The following is a 15,314-nucleotide window of genomic DNA, read 5'->3' as shown; positions in this document are numbered from 1 at the left end:
CTCGATTTGCCCAACCGTCAGCGACTGTTCACACAGTCACATCAACGAACACCGCCGCCACCCGTCACGCCACATGCGGTTGCAGTACTAGGGGGACGGTGACCGACAACGCTGCCCAGGCAGGCAGGCAGGCAGGCAGGCAGGTCAGCGCGGCCCCTTCATGCCCGCCGCCATGATGGCCTTGAGTATCACCTGGTGGATCTGCGACGGGTCGTTGACGCGGTGCGCCGAGCCGCCGGTCGGGGCCACGATGCGGTCCAGGGCCGTTTTGTCGGCCTCCGGGCCGATCGCGATGGCGATCAGGGGGACCGGCCGTCTCGGGTCGGCGAGCTTCTTGAGTTTGCGGACCAGTGCGTCCAGCCCGATGCTGCTGGAGTCGTCGTTGGCGCCGTCGGTGACGATGACCAGGGAGTTGAACTTCCCGTCGGCATACGTCGTGCGGGCCTTCTCGTACGCGGCGAGCGTGGTGTCGTACAGGCCGGTGGCGCCATGGGGCACCGGGGCCAGCGAGCCGAACGCGGCGGCGAGTTCGTCGCGGTGGGTGCCGCCGTGCGCGCCGCGGTCGCCGAGCCGGCTGGTGGGGGACAGCTCCACATAGTCCTTGTCGCCGTCCAGCAAGGTGGCGAATTTCCATAGCCCGATCTCGTCCTCGGGTGTGAAGGTCGCCAGCGCCTGGAGCAGCGAATTCTTGGCGAGTTCCATCCGGGACTGGCCGCCTTGGCCGGGAACCGCGCTGCCCATGGAGGCCGAGGCGTCCACGACCGTCGCGATCCGGGCGCTCTGCACGGTGATCGTCCACATGCCCAGCAGTGCCTGGAGTTCCTTGGGCGACGGCGGATCGGCGGGGGCGGCGGTGTACGGCTGCGGGTCCCGGCCTCCGGCCTTGCGGGTCAGCGTGGCGTCGGCCGCGCCGTAGGCGCTGCGGAAGCCCCGCTCGCGCAGCGCACGCTGTCCCGCGGTGCCGCCCAGCAGGGTGATGAACCTGTTGGCGGCGCGGGCCTGGTCGGCGTTGAGCTTGTCGTTATCCACCAGGGTGTACGGGTAGTCGAGCCGGGCGGTGCCGTCCCGGGGATAGAACAGGTCGAGTTCGGGGCCGCTGTCCGGGCCGGTGTTGTGGGCGTGGGCGGCCTGCTCGGAGAGCAGCAGCGCCTGGTTGCGGCGCGGATTGCCCTGTTCCGCTCCGGAGCCGTCGCGCGGCAAGGTGGCCAGCACCTGGCTGTCGCCGTCCGCGACGCGCTCGTAGAGGAGCTTGGCCGCGGCGGCGGTACGGGTGTCGGAGTCGCCGCCCTCCTCGGAGCCTTGCGCGTCCGTGGCGTTGGAGGCGTTGATACGGGACAGCGCGAGCAGTCCGGTGGCGCTGCGGGCGGGGTCGGCGACGCCCAGGCGGAGGTCGTCGCCCGATATTGCGGTCCGGGTCAGTTCGGACCAGCTGTACGTCTTTTTCGGCCAGCCCAGCGATTTGGCGGCCGAAGGGACGGCGCCCAGCGTGATCGGTGAGGAGGCGATGGTGCCGACGGAGGTCAGCGCGGTGCCGCTCTCGGAGCCGACGCGGTCCACCCACAGGCTGGAATCGGGTATCCAGACCTGGAACCCGGGGGCGGCCGGCCGCCGGCCGAGGGAATCGGCGACCTCGTAGGAGGCCCGCGCGGTGACCTTGACGTCCAGGCATTTGCCGTCGGTACGCGTCTCGTCCGCGCGGGCCTTGGCGGCCACCTTGCCGATCGCCGGGGCGATATCGGGAGAGGCGAGCACATTGAGCCGTACCGATGTGCCGTCGCACGGCTTGCCGAAGGACAGCAGATCGCCGCGCAGCGCCACGACGGAACCGGCCGCTACGGCGAGGACGAGGGCGGTGGCGATGACGACGGTGCGGCGGGGGGTACTGGGGCGGGCCCCCGCGCGCTCCGGTGCGGACGGATCGGGCAAGCTGTGACGTCCCATTGCCGTAGCGCCTCTCCTGATACTCGGAGCCCGAGTTCCCGGACTCGATCGGGATTCGAAGGGGATTGCCTGTGGGGGATTGCCTACGGGGAGTGCGTGGGGAGAAAACGCGCCACGTGGAGAGCGCCCGTGCCCGGCCTGTCGCGCGCGATCTTCGTACCTGCTTTCGAGACCCTAGTGGGGCGGTGGTGATGAAGAGGCGGTATTCCGGAAGTGGAGGAAGCGTGGAGCCGGAGACAAGTCCCGTGGCCGATGCGGATGTTCCAGGTCAAGGGCCTGGTGTGGGGAGGAGCGCGGGGGTGGTGGAGGGGCCGTGCCGGGGCGTCTTGAGGAGTGAGACGCTGCTCGTTCTGGCGCTCTCGCTGGGGGCCAGCGCGGTATCGGCGCTCATCAGTTTCATCGGCTCGGTGACCAGATCCGGCGCCCTCAAACACCAGGCGGCGACGCTCAACGCGTCCCATGCGCCCGGTCGGCCATGGCTGGATCTCGCCTGGCAGCTGTTCGGTATCGCGACCGCGCTGGTGCCCGTCGCCCTGGTGGCGCACTTCCTGCTGCGGGAACGGGCCGGCGGCCTGCGCGCCATCGGCTTCGACCGGCGGCGGCCCGGCTTCGACCTGAGCCGCGGCGTCGCGGTGGCCGCGGGCATCGGCGGCAGCGGACTGCTGCTCTATCTGGGCGCGCGGGCTGCCGGAGTCAATCTGACGGTGGTCCCCGAGGCGCTGCCTCAGGTGTGGTGGAAGATCCCGGTGCTGATCGCCTCCGCGGTGCAGAACGCCGTCCTGGAGGAGGTCGTCGTCGTCGGCTATCTGCTGCGCAGGCTGGGGCAGTTGGGCTGGGCCCCGATGGCGGCGCTGGCGGCCAGCGCGGTGCTGCGCGGCTCGTACCACCTCTATCAGGGCATCGGCGGTTTCTTCGGCAACATGGTGATGGGCGTGATCTTCGTCCTCCTCTACCGGCGATGGGGCCGGGTCGGGCCGCTGGTCGCCGCGCATGCCCTGATCGACATCGTGGCGTTCCTCGGCTACGCGCTGCTCGCGGGCCGGGTGGGGTGGCTGCCGACGGCGTGAGACGGGCGCGGGGCGGGACGGCTGTCCGTCCCGCGCCTGCCTGCGGCGAGCTCAGCCGGCGGCCAGCAGTTCGCCGTCGATCACGGTGACCGCGCTGCCGGTCAGCAGCGTGCGGTCGCCGCGCAGCTCGGTCCGTACGTAGCCGGTGCGGGCGCCGCCCTGGAGTCCGACCAGGGCATCGCGGCCCAGGCGGGCCGACCAGAAGGGGGCGAGCGCGGTGTGCGCGCTGCCCGTTACCGGGTCCTCGTCGATGCCCAAGTACGGGAAGAAGCCGCGCGAGAGGAAGTCGTAGCCGCCGTCGGGGTCTTCGGCGCGTGCGGTGGCGATCACGCCGCGGCCGCCGTGCCCGGCCAGCGCCTTGAAGTCCGGCGACAGCGCCCGTACGGACTTCTCGTCGGGCAGTTCGAGCAGCAGATCGCCGACCTGGGGGCCGGTGTCGTACGCGGAGCGGATCTCGGCGCCCAGCGCACCGGCGACGACGGGCGGCACCTCCACGGGGGTCAGCGGAGCCGTCGGGAAGTCCATGGTGATCGCCCCGTCGTCGCCGGCGGTCGTGATCAGCACGCCGCTGCGGGTACGGAAGCGGACCGTGCCGGTGGCCGTTCCGGTGGTGTGCAGGACGTGTGCGGTGGCCAATGTGGCATGCCCGCACGTGTTCACCTCGGCGGCCGGGGTGAGCCAGCGCAGCGCCCAGCCGGCGTCGCCGCCCGCGGGCAGCCGGTGCGCGAACGCGGTCTCGGAGAGGTTCACCTCGGTGGCGACCTGCTGGAGCCAGGCGTCATCGGGGAACGCGTCGGAGTCGAGGAGCACGACTCCTGCGGGGTTGCCGGCGAACGGACGCTCACTGAAGGCGTCGACGATACGAATCCTCATGGCCGCGAGCGTAGAGGGGCCACAGAACCGCAGGCCAAGGCCAATCCCGGGAAATTGGACCCGGATGGGGTCGCGGGCGGGTGCCGCGTCTCGGTGAAGCTTGACCGATCTCACTGAAGTTCACGTCGAGTGCGGCACGGCCGTGGCAATCTCACGCACGCGGTCCCGGGTGATCCCGGTGCGCTGTTCGACGGCGAGCGGGTGGTCGGTGGGCTCCAGCTCGATCACCTTCCGGGCGAACGGGCGAACCGCCCACCGATTGAGCGCGCGGGGGCCGTTCGCCTCGTCCGGAGGTTGCGCCCGGCACCAGACACCTTGTGCCGACGCCGTCGACGAAGGCGCGTCAGTGGTGGTGGCCCTGGCGGCCGAGGGTCTCCACGGGGGTCGCGCCGGGGCGGGTCCACTGCGGCACGGGCCGGCTGGTCGGGCCCCAGCTGGCGACGCCGTCGGCGTCCGAGCGCCAGTACCAGCAGGCCTGGCGGCCCTCAGACGGGTGCCCCTCACGTACATCGCCGATCACGGGCCGGCCCTCGGGGTTGTCCTCCCACGCCTCGCCGCGGCCGTAGGGCGTCATGTCGAGCAGGCCGAGGGACCCGTTGACCGGCTCGTTGCCACGGCCCGTCGTGGAGTAGGTGAGGAACACGCGGTCGCCGTCGCGCAGGAAACAGTCGATGTGCCCCATTCCTCCGCCGACCGGCGCCTCCACGCCCCGCACCGAGTACCAGGGCTGGGTGTAACCCATGAACTCGACGTAGGGAGCCACCTCGTCCCACGGGCCCGAGGTCAGGACGGCGAACGAGACGCCCCGGGCGTTGAGGTAGACGGCGTCCTTCACGTGCCAGGCCGTGGTGGTGCAGCCCTCGCACTGCCCCTGGTGCGGCGCGCCGTCGTACCACATGTGCTGGTAGACCACGAGCTCGTCGCGACCCTGGAACAGGTCGAGGAACGGGACCGGCCCGTCAGCGCCGGTGACCTCGACCGCGCCGTCGAGCTCGACCATCGGCAGCCGCCGCCGGGCCGCGGCGATCGCGTCGCCTTCATGGGTGTGCGCCTTCTCGCGGACCAGCAGCTCCTCGCGCGCCGCCTGCCAGGTGGCCAGGTCGACGACTGGCGGCTTGCCGGGGAGGTTGCTGCTCGCGTTGCCGGGCGTGGTCGTCATGGTGTCCTCCGTGGTGTCTCGTGCCGGGCAGCGTCGTACGACGTCCTACGACGCTCACCGGAACAGACTCGCGACCCGGCCGGAACTCATCGCGGAGTGACCCGGAAATTCCCAGATCAACGGGCGAGCATGCGTCCTTCGGCTGCGTCACCCCGAGCGGGTGTCCGGGCAGATTCGCTGAGGCAGGTCAGAGGCGGACAACAAGCGGGTGCGGAAGGGGGTTGTTCGGCGAACAGTTCCGATATATCGTTGAGGCATCGCGATCGGTCAACGATGGCGGTCCAGTAACGGCTGCAACAAGCGGGACGGCTGGAAGGACAAGCGGGAAGGACGTCGTCATGCGTTCCCAGGAACAGCACCACGGCAACAACCACGAGCACGGACACGAGCGCCGGCACGAGCACTGCGGGCCCGGACGCCCGGGTGGCTGGGGCGAATTCGTGGGCGGCTTCGAGCGGCGGCGCGCCGCGTTCGGCGGCTTCGGGCCGCCCTTCGGGGGGCCGCCCTTCGGGGGCGGCCGGGGCCGCGGCGGACCACGCGGCCGGGCGCGGCGCGGCGATGTGCGCGCCTCGATACTGGCACTGCTCAAGGACCGTCCGATGCACGGCTACGAAATGATTCAGGAGATCGCCGAGCGCAGTGGCGGGGCCTGGAAGCCCAGCCCCGGTTCGGTCTACCCCACCCTCCAGCTTCTGGAGGACGAGGGGCTGATCACCAACGCCAGCGAGGGCGGCAAGAAGCTCTTCTCGCTGACCGAGACCGGTCGCGCCGAGGCCGAGGGCGGCTCGGACGCCCCCTGGGAGGATGCCGGCCGCGGCGTCGACTGGGAGGCCATGAACGAGATCCGCAAGGCGGGCGGCGGCCTGGTCGAGGCATTCCGGCAGGTATGGGCCACCGGCAGTCCCGAACAGCGGGAGAAGGCCATGGCGGTGGTCAACAAGGCGCGCAAGGAGCTGTATCTGATCCTCGCCGAGGAGGACTGAGCGGGGCCGAGAGGCGGGCAAGGGGCGGGGCGCGCCGTACGCGGCGCGCCCCGCCTCAGCCGACCAGCCCCGCGAGCTTGCGCAGCGACTCGTTCAGGGCCGCGCTCGCCGAGTCCTTCAGCTTGCCGGCCATCAGGGAGACCGCGGCCCCGGTGAACGCCCCGTCGATCCGCAGCGTCGTCGCCCCGCCGTCCGGCGTCAGCTCGTAGCGCATCCCCAGGCTGACGCCCATCGGGCCCTTGCCCGTGATGTCCAGGAGGCGGCCCGGTTCCAGTTCCCGTACGGTCCAGTTCACCTCGGCCGGGAAGCCCATCAGCTTCATGTTCTCCTCGTACCCCGCGCCCACCTCGAGCGGTGCGGGGCCGCCCTTGGGGAAGGCGGTGTGGGTGGCGTTCCACTGTCCGTACGAGTCGAAGTCGGTCAGCCGGTCCCAGACCTGCTCGGCCGGCGCCTCGATGCGGGCCTGAGCGGTGACTTCGGCCATGCGACCACCCCTTCGGTGACTGTCCCTGGCTGGTGCCGCGGAACGTAGCCGCAAGGAGGCGAAGGTTCAATACCGACGGGCATCAATGCTGATGAGCCGTCAGATTTTCGCAGAGCCGTGGCCGGGGCGGGGCGGCGAGCAGCCGGTCGACATGAGGACGCCGCAGCCCGCGCGCCGGATCCACCGGGATCAGCAGCCGGTCCGGCCGCCAACGGCTGCGGCGTACCAGGCTGTCGGGCATCACATCGTCGACCCAGGCGAACGGGCGCCCGTCCGCATGGCGCAGCAACGGCGCCCACTTCCGCGCCGACAGACTCTCCGGCCCCTCGAACTGCGGGTCGTCGGGCCGGCTGAGATAGCCGGTGAACTCGACGACCGGCAGCTCGGGCAGCCTCAGCAGCGGGGCGATATGGGTGTTCGCGTGATGCTCCCAGGTGGTGGCCCAGACGAGGTCATACGTCGCGGACAGCTCGCGCAGCCAGTCGGCGTGGTCGGCGGAGAGCAGCACGGTGTGGTCGAGGAGATCGTGTGCGGTGAAGCCGGGTGACGGCAGCACCGGGTTGAGCACGCCGTCGATAGCGAGGAAGAGCAGCGGTCGGGTGGCCATCGGAATCCTTCGCCGCGGGGGAGTTCGGGGTGGACAGGGAAGAGGCGGGCGGGTGTTGTCCGGTGGGGGCGGATGCGGAGCCTGTCGGAGAAGGACGTACGCGAGGCGGTCGCCGGTTGCCCGCCACGGCCCCTCGGGGCACCCCGGGCCCATATGCCCGGCTTCCGCGTTTTCGCCGCATCTCCTCCGCAAGGATGAGATGTCGTGGGGGCGTCCCCAACCAGAGTGGGATGCACAAATGCTTCCCAGCGGGGATGCTCCGGGCCGCAGGGGCTGGTGGGGTGGATCTGTGCAAAACCGTACTGCGTATGGCGGCGGCGACGGCCCCGCCCAGGTGGACCTCGACACTCAGCTCACCGTGGAGTTGGCGTCCGTGGTGTCCGCTGCCCGCAGGCGGGCCACCCGCGACGGCGACCGCCAGGTGGACACCGCGCATCTGCTGCACGGCCTCCTGGAGTCGGACCCCGCGGTCCGCGACGCCTTCGACGGCGGGCCCAAGATCGCCCGGCTGCTCGGTTACCTCGTCCAGCGCAGCATCGGTTACGGACTCCAGTGGCACGGCACCGTCGAGGACTCCGGCGCCGTCCCGATGGTCACCGAGGGCGGCGTCCCCGGATGGTCGCCCGCCGCGGCCGCCGCCCTGGACGGCGCCCTCGACCGCGCGCATGCCCGCTACGCCACCCGCGCCGGCTGTCTCGACCTGCTCGCCGCCCTGGTGGACGATCCCGAGTGCCGGGCCGTCGAGGTCCTGCGCCGTGCCTCCGTCGACACCGGCCTGCTCGCCGCCCGCCTGGACGGGTACGGTCCCGGCCAGGAGTGACAGGGGTCTCGGAGAGGGCACTGCTGACGGCGGCTGTCATGATGACCGGATGCAGACGTCTTCGGGGAGCCCCGCCGGTCCCGCCACCGGTACGGGCCCAGTAGCACCAGGGTCCACGGGGACCTCACAGGCATCACCGGCCCCCGGTGGGGGCGGAGCCCGGGGGCGCGGCACGGGCGTCGGCATCGCGCTGCTCTCCGCCCTCGCGTTCGGCGGCTCCGGTGTGGCGGCCAAACCCCTCATCGAGGCCGGCCTGGAACCCCTGCACGTCACCTGGCTGCGGGTGGCCGGCGCGGCGCTGGTCATGCTGCCTCTCGCCTGGCGACACCGCGCTCTGCTGCGTCGCCGGCCCGCCCTGCTCGCGGGCTACGGGCTGCTCGCCGTCGCGGGCGTCCAGGCCTGCTACTTCGCCGCGATATCCCGTATCCCCGTCGGTGTCGCGCTGCTCATCGAATACCTCGCGCCCGCCCTCGTCCTGGGCTGGGTGCGCTTCGTCCAGAAGCGGCCGGTCACCCGCGCCGCGGCCGTCGGCGTCGTCCTGGCCGTCGGCGGCCTGGCCTGCGTCGTCGAGGTGTGGTCCGGACTGAGCGTCGACGTCATCGGCCTGGCCCTCGCGCTCGGCGCGGCCTGCTGCCAGGTCGGCTATTTCGTGCTGTCCGACCACGGTGGTGACGGCGACGACGCGGTGGACCCGCTCGGCGTGATCGCCTACGGCCTGCTGATCGGCACCGTCGTGCTCACCGTGATCGCCCGTCCCTGGAACATGGACTGGCAGGTGCTCGGCGGCTCCGCCGGCATGAACGGCACCCAGGTGCCCGCCGTACTGCTCCTCGGCTGGATCGTGTTGATCGCGACGGTGGCCGCCTACCTCACCGGCGTCGTCTCCATCCGTCTGCTCTCGCCCCAGGTGGCCGGTGTGGTGGCATGCCTGGAGGCGGTGATCGCGACCGTACTGGCCTGGGTGCTGCTCGGCGAGCATCTCTCCGCGCCGCAGATCGTGGGCGGGGTGGTGGTGCTGGTGGGCGCTTTCATCGCACAGTCGGCGAAGCCGAAGGAGCCGGCCGCCGGGTCCGAGGAACCTGCCATCGGGTCCAAGGTGCCGGCCACCGGGGCCGAGGACCCGGCCCCCGCTTCGAGCGGCTTGTCGGCCGGATCCTGCACGCCTTAGAGTGCCGATCATGCGTTTGACTGTGCTGCCCCCTCCTGCCGCGTAAGGCGGGCGGCGGCCTCCGAGGAAAGCCCGGCTCGGGCGAGTTCCCGAGCCGGTCGTCGCTGCCTGCACACGGGACCACGCGACCATTCCGCGGCGCCTCGCGCCGTCCTGGATTTCCCGGAGCACCTCTCTCATGCATGCCACACCCTCCTCCGCCCTGCCCGTGGGCCGGGGACTGCTGTACGTGACCTTCACCGGTGTCGCCTGGGGCACGGCCGGTGCGGCCGCCGCCCTCCTCTACCGCGGCAGCGGACTCGGCCCGTCGGCCATCAGCTTCTGGCGCACCTTCGGGGGCCTGGTGCTGCTGCTCGCCGTACGGGCGGTGCTGCGCCGCAGGTCCGGCGGCCCCGCCGTCCCCGCCGCGCACGAGCCGATGCGTCGCCGGGTGACGCGGATGGCCGTCACCGGCATCGCCTTCGCCGTCTTCCAGACCGCCTATTTCGCCGCCGTCGAGGACACCGGCCTGGCGGTGGGCACCGTCGTCACCATGGGGGCGGCCCCCGTCCTCATCGCCATCGGCGCACGCATCACGATGGGCGAACGGCTCGGCGTGGGCGGTGTCCTGGCCGTCGCCGGGGCGCTGGCCGGGCTGACGGTCCTCGTCCTCGGCGGGGGCGGCGCTACCGTCCGGCCCGCAGGCATCGGCTATGCCCTGCTCTCCGCGGCCGGCTGTGCCGCGATGACGCTCACGACCCGGCGGCTGGGCAAGGGAGGCGGCAGCGACCCGTTCGCCGCCACGATCAGCACGTTCGCGGTCGGCTCGCTGTGCCTGCTGCCGTTCGTGGCGGGGGCGGGGCTGTGGCCCCACGCGCACGATCTGGGGCGCAGCGTTCTCCTGCTGAGCTATCTCGCCGCGGTGCCCACGGCGCTGGCGTATGTGCTGTACTTCGCGGCGCTGGCCGCCGTGCGCGCCGCGACCGCCTCCGTGATCCTGCTGCTCGAGCCGGTGTCGGCCGCGGCCATCGCGGTGCTGTTGCTCGGTGAGCGGCTGACCATGGCCACGGCCGTCGGAACCGGTGTGCTGCTGATCGCCGTTGCCGCCTTGGCGGTGACGGAGGCGCGCCGGGCCTCGACCGTCTCCGGGCCGGCCGCGGTGCCGGTGGCGGGCTGAGCAGGGGCGCCCGGCCGGGTGTGCCGGCCGGGCGCCCCGGGCCGGTCAGCGGGTCGTACCGGAGGGGGCGGTCCGGCGGCGCTCCTGATGGCCGCGGGCCGCCGCATCGCCGGGGCCGTTGCGCTCGGTGAGCCGTTCCGCGATGCGTCGCTGGACGGCCTCGCTCCGCTTGCCCGCGTACTTGAACTTGGCGCGTACCTCGCCCACCTCGAGCCGCAGCCCGCGAATCCCCGGGAGCTGGCGGCCGTACGGGGCCTGGCCGGCGACGACCGGGGCCGAGCCGCCCTCCGGCTGGAAGTGGCCGATCTGCCGTTGCAGCAGCGCGGCCTTGGCCTCCGGATCGTCCACTACATGGGCAGTGCAGATCAGCTGGACCGCGGCATAGAAGCTGGTGGGGACGCCGTGCTCGGGCGGCTCGTCCTCGGCCGCCTGCCAGGGGCCGGGGATGAAGGCGTAGTCGTCCACCACGCTGAGCACGACCGTCGGCTGCTGCTCCAGCGCCTGCCAGATGGGGTTGGGGCGGGCGAGGTGGGTGATCGCCTCACGACGGGCCGGGTCGTACGCGAAGTGCAGCGGCTGCACCATCGGCGGTGCGCCGGCCGCGCCGTTGACGGCCAGCTGGCCGAAGTCGTGTGCGGCCAGCCAATGCTGCCACTCGGCGTCGTCGGTCGCGGCGTCCCAGGGGTGGATGAGCATCGTGCCTCCTCAGCGCGCGGTCAGATAGGCCGGCTGCGGCGTGCCGGGCGCCAGATCGTCGGACGGTATGGGGGCGCCGTATGCCGGGGCCACCGGAAGGACGCCGCTCCAGTGCGGCAGCGCGAGATCTTCCGGCTCGTCGTTGGGGCCGCCGGTGCGGATCTTGGCGGAGACCTCGCGCAGGTCGAGGCGGATCACGGCGGTGGCCGCCAGTTCCTTGGCGTTGCCCGGCCGGGAGTCGGCCGCGCGGCCCGGCAGGACATGGTCGACCAGTGCGTCGAGCGCGGCCGTCTTCTCGTCCTCGTCGATGACCTGATGGGCGGTGCCGTGGACCACGACGGAGCGGTAGTTGATGGAGTGGTGGAAGGCGGACTTCGCCAGGACCAGGCCGTCGACATGCGTGACGGTGACACAGACCGGCAGGCCGGGGTCGGCCGTCTCACCGGACATCCGCAGCGGCCGGGAGCCCGTGGAACCGTGCAGATAGAGGCGGTCCCCGACGCGGCCGTAGAGCGTGGGGAGCACGACCGGGGCGCCGTCGCGCACAAAGCCGAGGTGGCAGACGTATCCCGCGTCGAGGATGGCGTGCACCGTCTCGTGGTCGTAGGCGGCGCGCTGGCGGGCGCGGGTGGGGATGGTGCGCCCGGTCGGCTCGTACGACGCGTCCTGCGCCCGTTCTTCCTGTGCGATTGCCTCTTCCTGTGCCACTGTCTTGCCCTTTCTATTGCACTAGTGCATAATGATGTTTGTGCTAGGAGAGTATCGGATCGAAGGGCGGCGCGCATCGGAGATTGCCGCCAGCGTCGAGCGAGCCGTCGGTGCGGGCGAGCTCCAACCAGGTGAAGTGCTGCCGCCGCTAAGGGAGTTGGCGGTCTATCTCGAGGTCAATCCGAATACCGTCGCGTCCGCATATCGGACGCTGCGAGACCGAGGTGTGATCGAAACCGCGGGCCGCCGGGGCAGCCGGGTGCGTCCCAGACCTGCGAGCACCCCTCGGGAAGCGCTGCGGGTGGAGGCGCCACCGGGCGTCCGGGACGTCTCGGACGGCAACCCCGATCCGGCGCTGCTGCCCCCGCTGGAGGCCGCGCTGGCCGAGGCCGCGGCGCGCAGCGCCCGGCGGCCCGCGCTCTACGGCACCCCGGCCGTCGACGAAGACCTCGAGGCGCTGGCCCGTGCGGCCTTCATCCGTGACGGCGTTCCCGAAGCGCCCGTAGCCGTCACCAGCGGCTCACTCGACGCCATTGAGCGGGTGCTCACCGCGCATCTGCGACCCGGCGACACGGTGGCGGTGGAGGACCCGGGGTGGGGGAGCCTGCTGGACCTGATCCCGGCGCTCGGCCTGCGTCCCGCGCCGGTCGCGGTGGACGACGAAGGCCCCCTGCCCGAGCAGTTGGCGCGTGCGCTGGAGGACGGCGCCCGAGCCGTCGTCATCACGGACCGGGCCCAGAACCCCACCGGAGCCGCCGTCACCCGCGCCCGCGCCACCGCACTGCGCACGCTCCTGGCCCAACACCCCGGTGTGGTCCTCATCGAGGACGACCACGGTCACGGCATCGTCGACCTCCCGCTCCATCCGCTCTCGGCCGTCACCGACCACTGGGTGCTGGTCCGCTCCACGGCCAAGGCATACGGCCCGGACCTGCGCCTCGCGGTGCTCACCGGTGACGCGGTGACCGTGGACCGGGTGCGCGGCAGACAGCGGCTGGGGCCGGGCTGGGTCAGTCATCTTCTCCAGGACGCGGTCGCGCATCTGTGGCGTACGTCCGCGATCGACCCGGAGCGGATCGCCGGAGCGTACGGCCGTCGCCGCGACGCCCTGATACGAGCCCTGGCCGAGCGAGGTGTCAGGGCGCGCGGGCGCAGCGGGATGAACGTCTGGGTACCGGTCCCGGACGAGACGGGTGCCGTTGCCCGGCTCCTGCACGCCGGCTGGGTGGTGGCGCCCGGGGCGCGCTTTCGGATGCAGTCCCCGCCCGGCGTCCGGATCACCGTGTCCGGCCTGTCCGACGACGACATCGCGCCGGTGGCGGACGCCGTCGCCGCGGCCACCGGAGTGGGGGAGGCCCGGCGGTATGACTGAGGCCCGCCGGGTCGCGGCCGACCGGCTCGAGGAGCGTGCCGTGCCGTGGGGGCGGAGCTTCCCGGTGACGTGAGGCCACGCCGGAGGGCGGCACTCCTGCGTCGAGGGGATCGGGCGGTACCGCGAAGAGCGCTGCGGGGTGACGGTCGTCCACGCGCGAGGGGGCGAAGGCGAACGGCATCGGAGAGCCCCCGAGTTGGGGCTCGGGGGCTCTCCAGGGGAGTGGCTTGGCGGGACTAGGACTTGCGCCGGGGCCTGCTCTGGGTGAGGGCGGCGCCGGCGAGGACGATCAGGGCGCCGACCGGGGTGTTCCAGCTGAGACGTTCGTCCAGGATGACCACGCCGGCGGTGGCGGCGATCACCGGGATGAAGTAGGTGCACATCTGGGCGGTGGTGGGGCCGATCTCGGCGACCAGGCCGTACTGGAGGACGAAGGCGAAGCCCGTGCCCAGTGCGCCGAGCGCGACGAGAGAGAGCAGCGGGGCGAGGGGGAACGATGTGGGCATCGACGTGAACAGCGCTGACACGACGCCCAGTTGGAGGGTGGCCAGCAGCAGCTGTGTGCCGATCATGGCGAGGGGGGAGTACGTGACGTCGGCCAGCGTGCGGCGGACGTATATCCAGCCGATGGGGTAGCAGAGCGAGGCGCCCAGCGCCATCGCGGTGCCCGCCAGGTCCGTACCGGCGAAGCCCTGCCAGGCGCCGAGGACGGTGAGCACACCCAGGAATCCGACGCCCAGTCCCGCGACGCGGCGCCGGCCGGGCCGGTCTTCGGAGAGCGCGACGAGCGACAGGACCATGCCCCACAGCGGGGAGGTGGCATTGCAGATGCCGGCCAGGGTGGAGGGGATGGTCGTCTCGGCGTAGGCAAAGAGGGTGAAGGGGACGACGTTGAGGATGAACGCGGCGACCGCCAGGTGGCCCCAGATCCGGGCGGAGCGCGGCAGTCGCTCACGCTTGATCGCGAGGAGCGCCAGCAGGACGAGCGCCCCGCAGGCCACTCGGCCCAGTGTGAACTGCAAGGGATTGAAGCCCTGGGTGCCCACCTTGATGAACAGAAAGCTGAATCCCCAGACCACGCAGAGAACGGCGAAGCGCACCGGCCAGCCGAGGGCGCGGCGGCGAGCGGGGCCGCCCGGGGCCGCGCCGGACGCCGGCATCTCGTGGGGCACAGGGGCGTCGGTGGTCGCGGGCGGCGGGGGTGTGGTGCTCGTGGCGGCGGTGGCGGTGCCGGTGGCGGTGCTCATGCCCTCTACGATGCTGACCTCGACTTCGTAGCACAAGCGAGAATTTGTGCCGGGTATCGCGTAGCATTGCTTATGTGTTGAATCTTGATCGTCTACGGACCCTGAGTGCGGTCGCCCGCCATGGATCGGTGAGCGCGGCCGCCGACGGGCTGCACGTCACGACCTCGGCGGTCTCGCAGCAGATCGCCAAGCTGGAGCGGGAGACCGGCCAGCAGCTGCTGGCGAAGAACGGGCGCGGGGTACGGCTGACGGATGCCGGACGGCTGCTGGCCGATCATGCGACGCGGATCCTCTCGCAGGTCGAGCTGGCGCAGGCCGAGCTGGAGGCGCACCGCGGTCAGGCCGTGGGCGAACTGCGGCTCGGTGCCTTTCCCACTGCCGCCCGGGGGCTCTTCCCGGCCGCACTCGCCGCCCTGCGCGCCCAGTACCCGCAACTGCGCGCGCAGCTGCGGGAGATGGAGCCGGGTGAGTCCGTACGGGGTGTGGTGCGTGGCGATATCGATCTGGCGGTCGTCCTGGACTGGTACAACCGGCCGCTGTCGCTGCCCGAAGGGCTGGCGAAGGCACCGCTTCTCGATGATCCGGCGGATGTGGCGATGCCGTCGGACCACCGGCTGGCCCATCGGAGCTCCGTCGACCTGGAGGAATTCGCCGATGACGAGTGGATTTCCTGGCCGCAGGGCGAGTTCTGCCACGACTGGCTGATGTTCACCCTGCGCAGCAACGGAGTGGAGCCGCGCATTGCCCATATGGCCGAGGAGCATCACACCCAACTCGCCCTGATCGCGGCCGGGCTGGGCGTCGCGGTCGCCCCGCGTCTCGGCCGCGGACCGGTGCCGGAAGGGGTGAGCGTGGTGCCCGTACGGGATACGATGCGCCGCCACGTCTACGCCATCTGGCGCGCGGACGCCGACCGCCGGCCCTCGATCCGCGCCGCCGTCGGAGCGCTCCAGGAGGCGGGGAAGCGCGTGTCGGGCCGCTGAGGGGAGCGGTCCCGTCCGCGGCCGTGTCCCGTGCGCAGCGGTCCCGCCCG

The 15,314-nt window shown here is 71.9% G+C and carries 15 protein-coding genes and 1 pseudogene; 7 read left to right on the top strand and 9 right to left on the bottom strand.

Translation table 11 applies throughout. From position 1 onward, the window contains the following. Window positions 1-144: 144 nt before the first annotated feature. On the bottom strand, window positions 145-1,941 hold the full coding sequence (locus tag ACZ4S3_RS35605; protein WP_467942101.1) for a substrate-binding and VWA domain-containing protein: 1,797 nt from the start codon (window positions 1,939-1,941) through the stop codon (window positions 145-147). Window positions 1,942-2,132: 191 nt separating this feature from the next. On the opposite strand from ACZ4S3_RS35605, the gene ACZ4S3_RS35600 reads away from it, so the two are divergent. After that, window positions 2,133-3,008, top strand: a complete 876-nt coding sequence (locus tag ACZ4S3_RS35600) for a CPBP family intramembrane glutamic endopeptidase (RefSeq protein WP_467942099.1) — start codon at window positions 2,133-2,135, stop codon at window positions 3,006-3,008. A gap of 51 nt (window positions 3,009-3,059) precedes the next feature. Here the strand turns inward: ACZ4S3_RS35600 and ACZ4S3_RS35595 are convergent, their stop codons facing one another. The 3 genes and pseudogenes from ACZ4S3_RS35595 to ACZ4S3_RS35585 form a co-directional block, all read right to left on the bottom strand. Beyond that, window positions 3,060-3,881 carry a PhzF family phenazine biosynthesis protein gene (locus tag ACZ4S3_RS35595; protein ID WP_467942097.1) on the bottom strand — a complete coding sequence of 274 codons (822 nt, stop codon included), beginning with the start codon at window positions 3,879-3,881 and terminating at the stop codon, window positions 3,060-3,062. Between the two features lie 120 nt (window positions 3,882-4,001). After that, window positions 4,002-4,115 (bottom strand): annotated as a pseudogene (locus ACZ4S3_RS35590) (DUF2199 domain-containing protein); the annotation flags it as partial. Window positions 4,116-4,224: 109 nt separating this feature from the next. Continuing rightward, a complete protein-coding gene (locus ACZ4S3_RS35585) occupies window positions 4,225-5,040 on the bottom strand; it encodes a DUF899 domain-containing protein (protein ID WP_467942093.1) in 816 nt (271 codons plus the stop codon). Window positions 5,041-5,378: 338 nt separating this feature from the next. On the opposite strand from ACZ4S3_RS35585, the gene ACZ4S3_RS35580 reads away from it, so the two are divergent. Then, entirely contained in the window at window positions 5,379-6,023 is a 645-nt protein-coding gene (locus ACZ4S3_RS35580) for a PadR family transcriptional regulator (RefSeq protein WP_467942092.1), read from the top strand. A 55-nt stretch (window positions 6,024-6,078) separates the two neighbouring features. Here ACZ4S3_RS35580 and ACZ4S3_RS35575 read toward each other — a convergent pair whose 3' ends face one another. Both ACZ4S3_RS35575 and ACZ4S3_RS35570 read right to left on the bottom strand, forming a co-directional pair. After that, the gene (locus tag ACZ4S3_RS35575) at window positions 6,079-6,507 is read right to left on the bottom strand and encodes a type II toxin-antitoxin system Rv0910 family toxin (RefSeq protein ID WP_467942090.1); all 429 of its coding nucleotides are present in this window, start codon (window positions 6,505-6,507) and stop codon (window positions 6,079-6,081) included. A gap of 82 nt (window positions 6,508-6,589) precedes the next feature. Then, on the bottom strand, window positions 6,590-7,114 hold the full coding sequence (locus ACZ4S3_RS35570; RefSeq protein WP_467942088.1) for an HAD domain-containing protein: 525 nt from the start codon (window positions 7,112-7,114) through the stop codon (window positions 6,590-6,592). 289 nt (window positions 7,115-7,403) lie between these two features. On the opposite strand from ACZ4S3_RS35570, the gene ACZ4S3_RS35565 reads away from it, so the two are divergent. The 3 genes from ACZ4S3_RS35565 (at window position 7,404) to ACZ4S3_RS35555 (ending at window position 10,258) form a co-directional block, all read left to right on the top strand. Beyond that, on the top strand, window positions 7,404-7,934 hold the full coding sequence (locus ACZ4S3_RS35565; protein WP_467942086.1) for a peptidase: 531 nt from the start codon (window positions 7,404-7,406) through the stop codon (window positions 7,932-7,934). Window positions 7,935-7,983: 49 nt separating this feature from the next. Further along, window positions 7,984-9,102 carry an EamA family transporter gene (locus ACZ4S3_RS35560; RefSeq protein ID WP_467942084.1) on the top strand — a complete coding sequence of 373 codons (1,119 nt, stop codon included), beginning with the start codon at window positions 7,984-7,986 and terminating at the stop codon, window positions 9,100-9,102. 178 nt (window positions 9,103-9,280) lie between these two features. Next, a complete protein-coding gene (locus ACZ4S3_RS35555) occupies window positions 9,281-10,258 on the top strand; it encodes a DMT family transporter (protein WP_467942082.1) in 978 nt (325 codons plus the stop codon). Between the two features lie 45 nt (window positions 10,259-10,303). Here the strand turns inward: ACZ4S3_RS35555 and ACZ4S3_RS35550 are convergent, their stop codons facing one another. Further along, complete coding sequence (locus ACZ4S3_RS35550) at window positions 10,304-10,954, bottom strand: FMN-binding negative transcriptional regulator (protein WP_467942080.1); 651 nt, start codon at window positions 10,952-10,954, stop codon at window positions 10,304-10,306. 9 nt (window positions 10,955-10,963) lie between these two features. Continuing rightward, window positions 10,964-11,662, bottom strand: coding sequence for a pyridoxamine 5'-phosphate oxidase family protein (locus ACZ4S3_RS35545; RefSeq protein ID WP_467942078.1), 699 nt, complete (start codon window positions 11,660-11,662; stop codon window positions 10,964-10,966). 40 nt (window positions 11,663-11,702) lie between these two features. Between ACZ4S3_RS35545 and ACZ4S3_RS35540 the strand changes: the two genes are divergently transcribed. Further along, window positions 11,703-13,034 carry an aminotransferase class I/II-fold pyridoxal phosphate-dependent enzyme gene (locus tag ACZ4S3_RS35540; RefSeq protein WP_467942076.1) on the top strand — a complete coding sequence of 444 codons (1,332 nt, stop codon included), beginning with the start codon at window positions 11,703-11,705 and terminating at the stop codon, window positions 13,032-13,034. A gap of 236 nt (window positions 13,035-13,270) precedes the next feature. Here the strand turns inward: ACZ4S3_RS35540 and ACZ4S3_RS35535 are convergent, their stop codons facing one another. Next, window positions 13,271-14,281, bottom strand: coding sequence for a DMT family transporter (locus tag ACZ4S3_RS35535; RefSeq protein ID WP_467942074.1), 1,011 nt, complete (start codon window positions 14,279-14,281; stop codon window positions 13,271-13,273). 74 nt (window positions 14,282-14,355) lie between these two features. Between ACZ4S3_RS35535 and ACZ4S3_RS35530 the strand changes: the two genes are divergently transcribed. Further along, on the top strand, window positions 14,356-15,264 hold the full coding sequence (locus ACZ4S3_RS35530; protein WP_467942072.1) for a LysR family transcriptional regulator: 909 nt from the start codon (window positions 14,356-14,358) through the stop codon (window positions 15,262-15,264). The last annotated feature ends 50 nt before the right edge of the window (window positions 15,265-15,314 follow it).

The organism is Streptomyces sp. NPDC028368, from assembly GCF_055565615.1.
Note: the sequence above shows the minus strand (reverse complement) of the source record. Positions and strands in the feature narration are given on the sequence as shown.

Excerpts from the sequence above, each read along its gene's own strand:
- ACZ4S3_RS35605 (WP_467942101.1), bottom strand. The coding sequence starts at position 1,941 with ATGGGACGTCACAGCTTGCCCGATCCGTCCGCACCGGAGCGCGCGGGG.
- ACZ4S3_RS35600 (WP_467942099.1), top strand. The coding sequence starts at position 2,133 with ATGAAGAGGCGGTATTCCGGAAGTGGAGGAAGCGTGGAGCCGGAGACA.
- ACZ4S3_RS35595 (WP_467942097.1), bottom strand. The coding sequence starts at position 3,881 with ATGAGGATTCGTATCGTCGACGCCTTCAGTGAGCGTCCGTTCGCCGGC.
- ACZ4S3_RS35585 (WP_467942093.1), bottom strand. The coding sequence starts at position 5,040 with ATGACGACCACGCCCGGCAACGCGAGCAGCAACCTCCCCGGCAAGCCG.
- ACZ4S3_RS35580 (WP_467942092.1), top strand. The coding sequence starts at position 5,379 with ATGCGTTCCCAGGAACAGCACCACGGCAACAACCACGAGCACGGACAC.
- ACZ4S3_RS35575 (WP_467942090.1), bottom strand. The coding sequence starts at position 6,507 with ATGGCCGAAGTCACCGCTCAGGCCCGCATCGAGGCGCCGGCCGAGCAG.
- ACZ4S3_RS35570 (WP_467942088.1), bottom strand. The coding sequence starts at position 7,114 with ATGGCCACCCGACCGCTGCTCTTCCTCGCTATCGACGGCGTGCTCAAC.
- ACZ4S3_RS35560 (WP_467942084.1), top strand. The coding sequence starts at position 7,984 with ATGCAGACGTCTTCGGGGAGCCCCGCCGGTCCCGCCACCGGTACGGGC.
- ACZ4S3_RS35555 (WP_467942082.1), top strand. The coding sequence starts at position 9,281 with ATGCATGCCACACCCTCCTCCGCCCTGCCCGTGGGCCGGGGACTGCTG.
- ACZ4S3_RS35550 (WP_467942080.1), bottom strand. The coding sequence starts at position 10,954 with ATGCTCATCCACCCCTGGGACGCCGCGACCGACGACGCCGAGTGGCAG.
- ACZ4S3_RS35535 (WP_467942074.1), bottom strand. The coding sequence starts at position 14,281 with ATGAGCACCGCCACCGGCACCGCCACCGCCGCCACGAGCACCACACCC.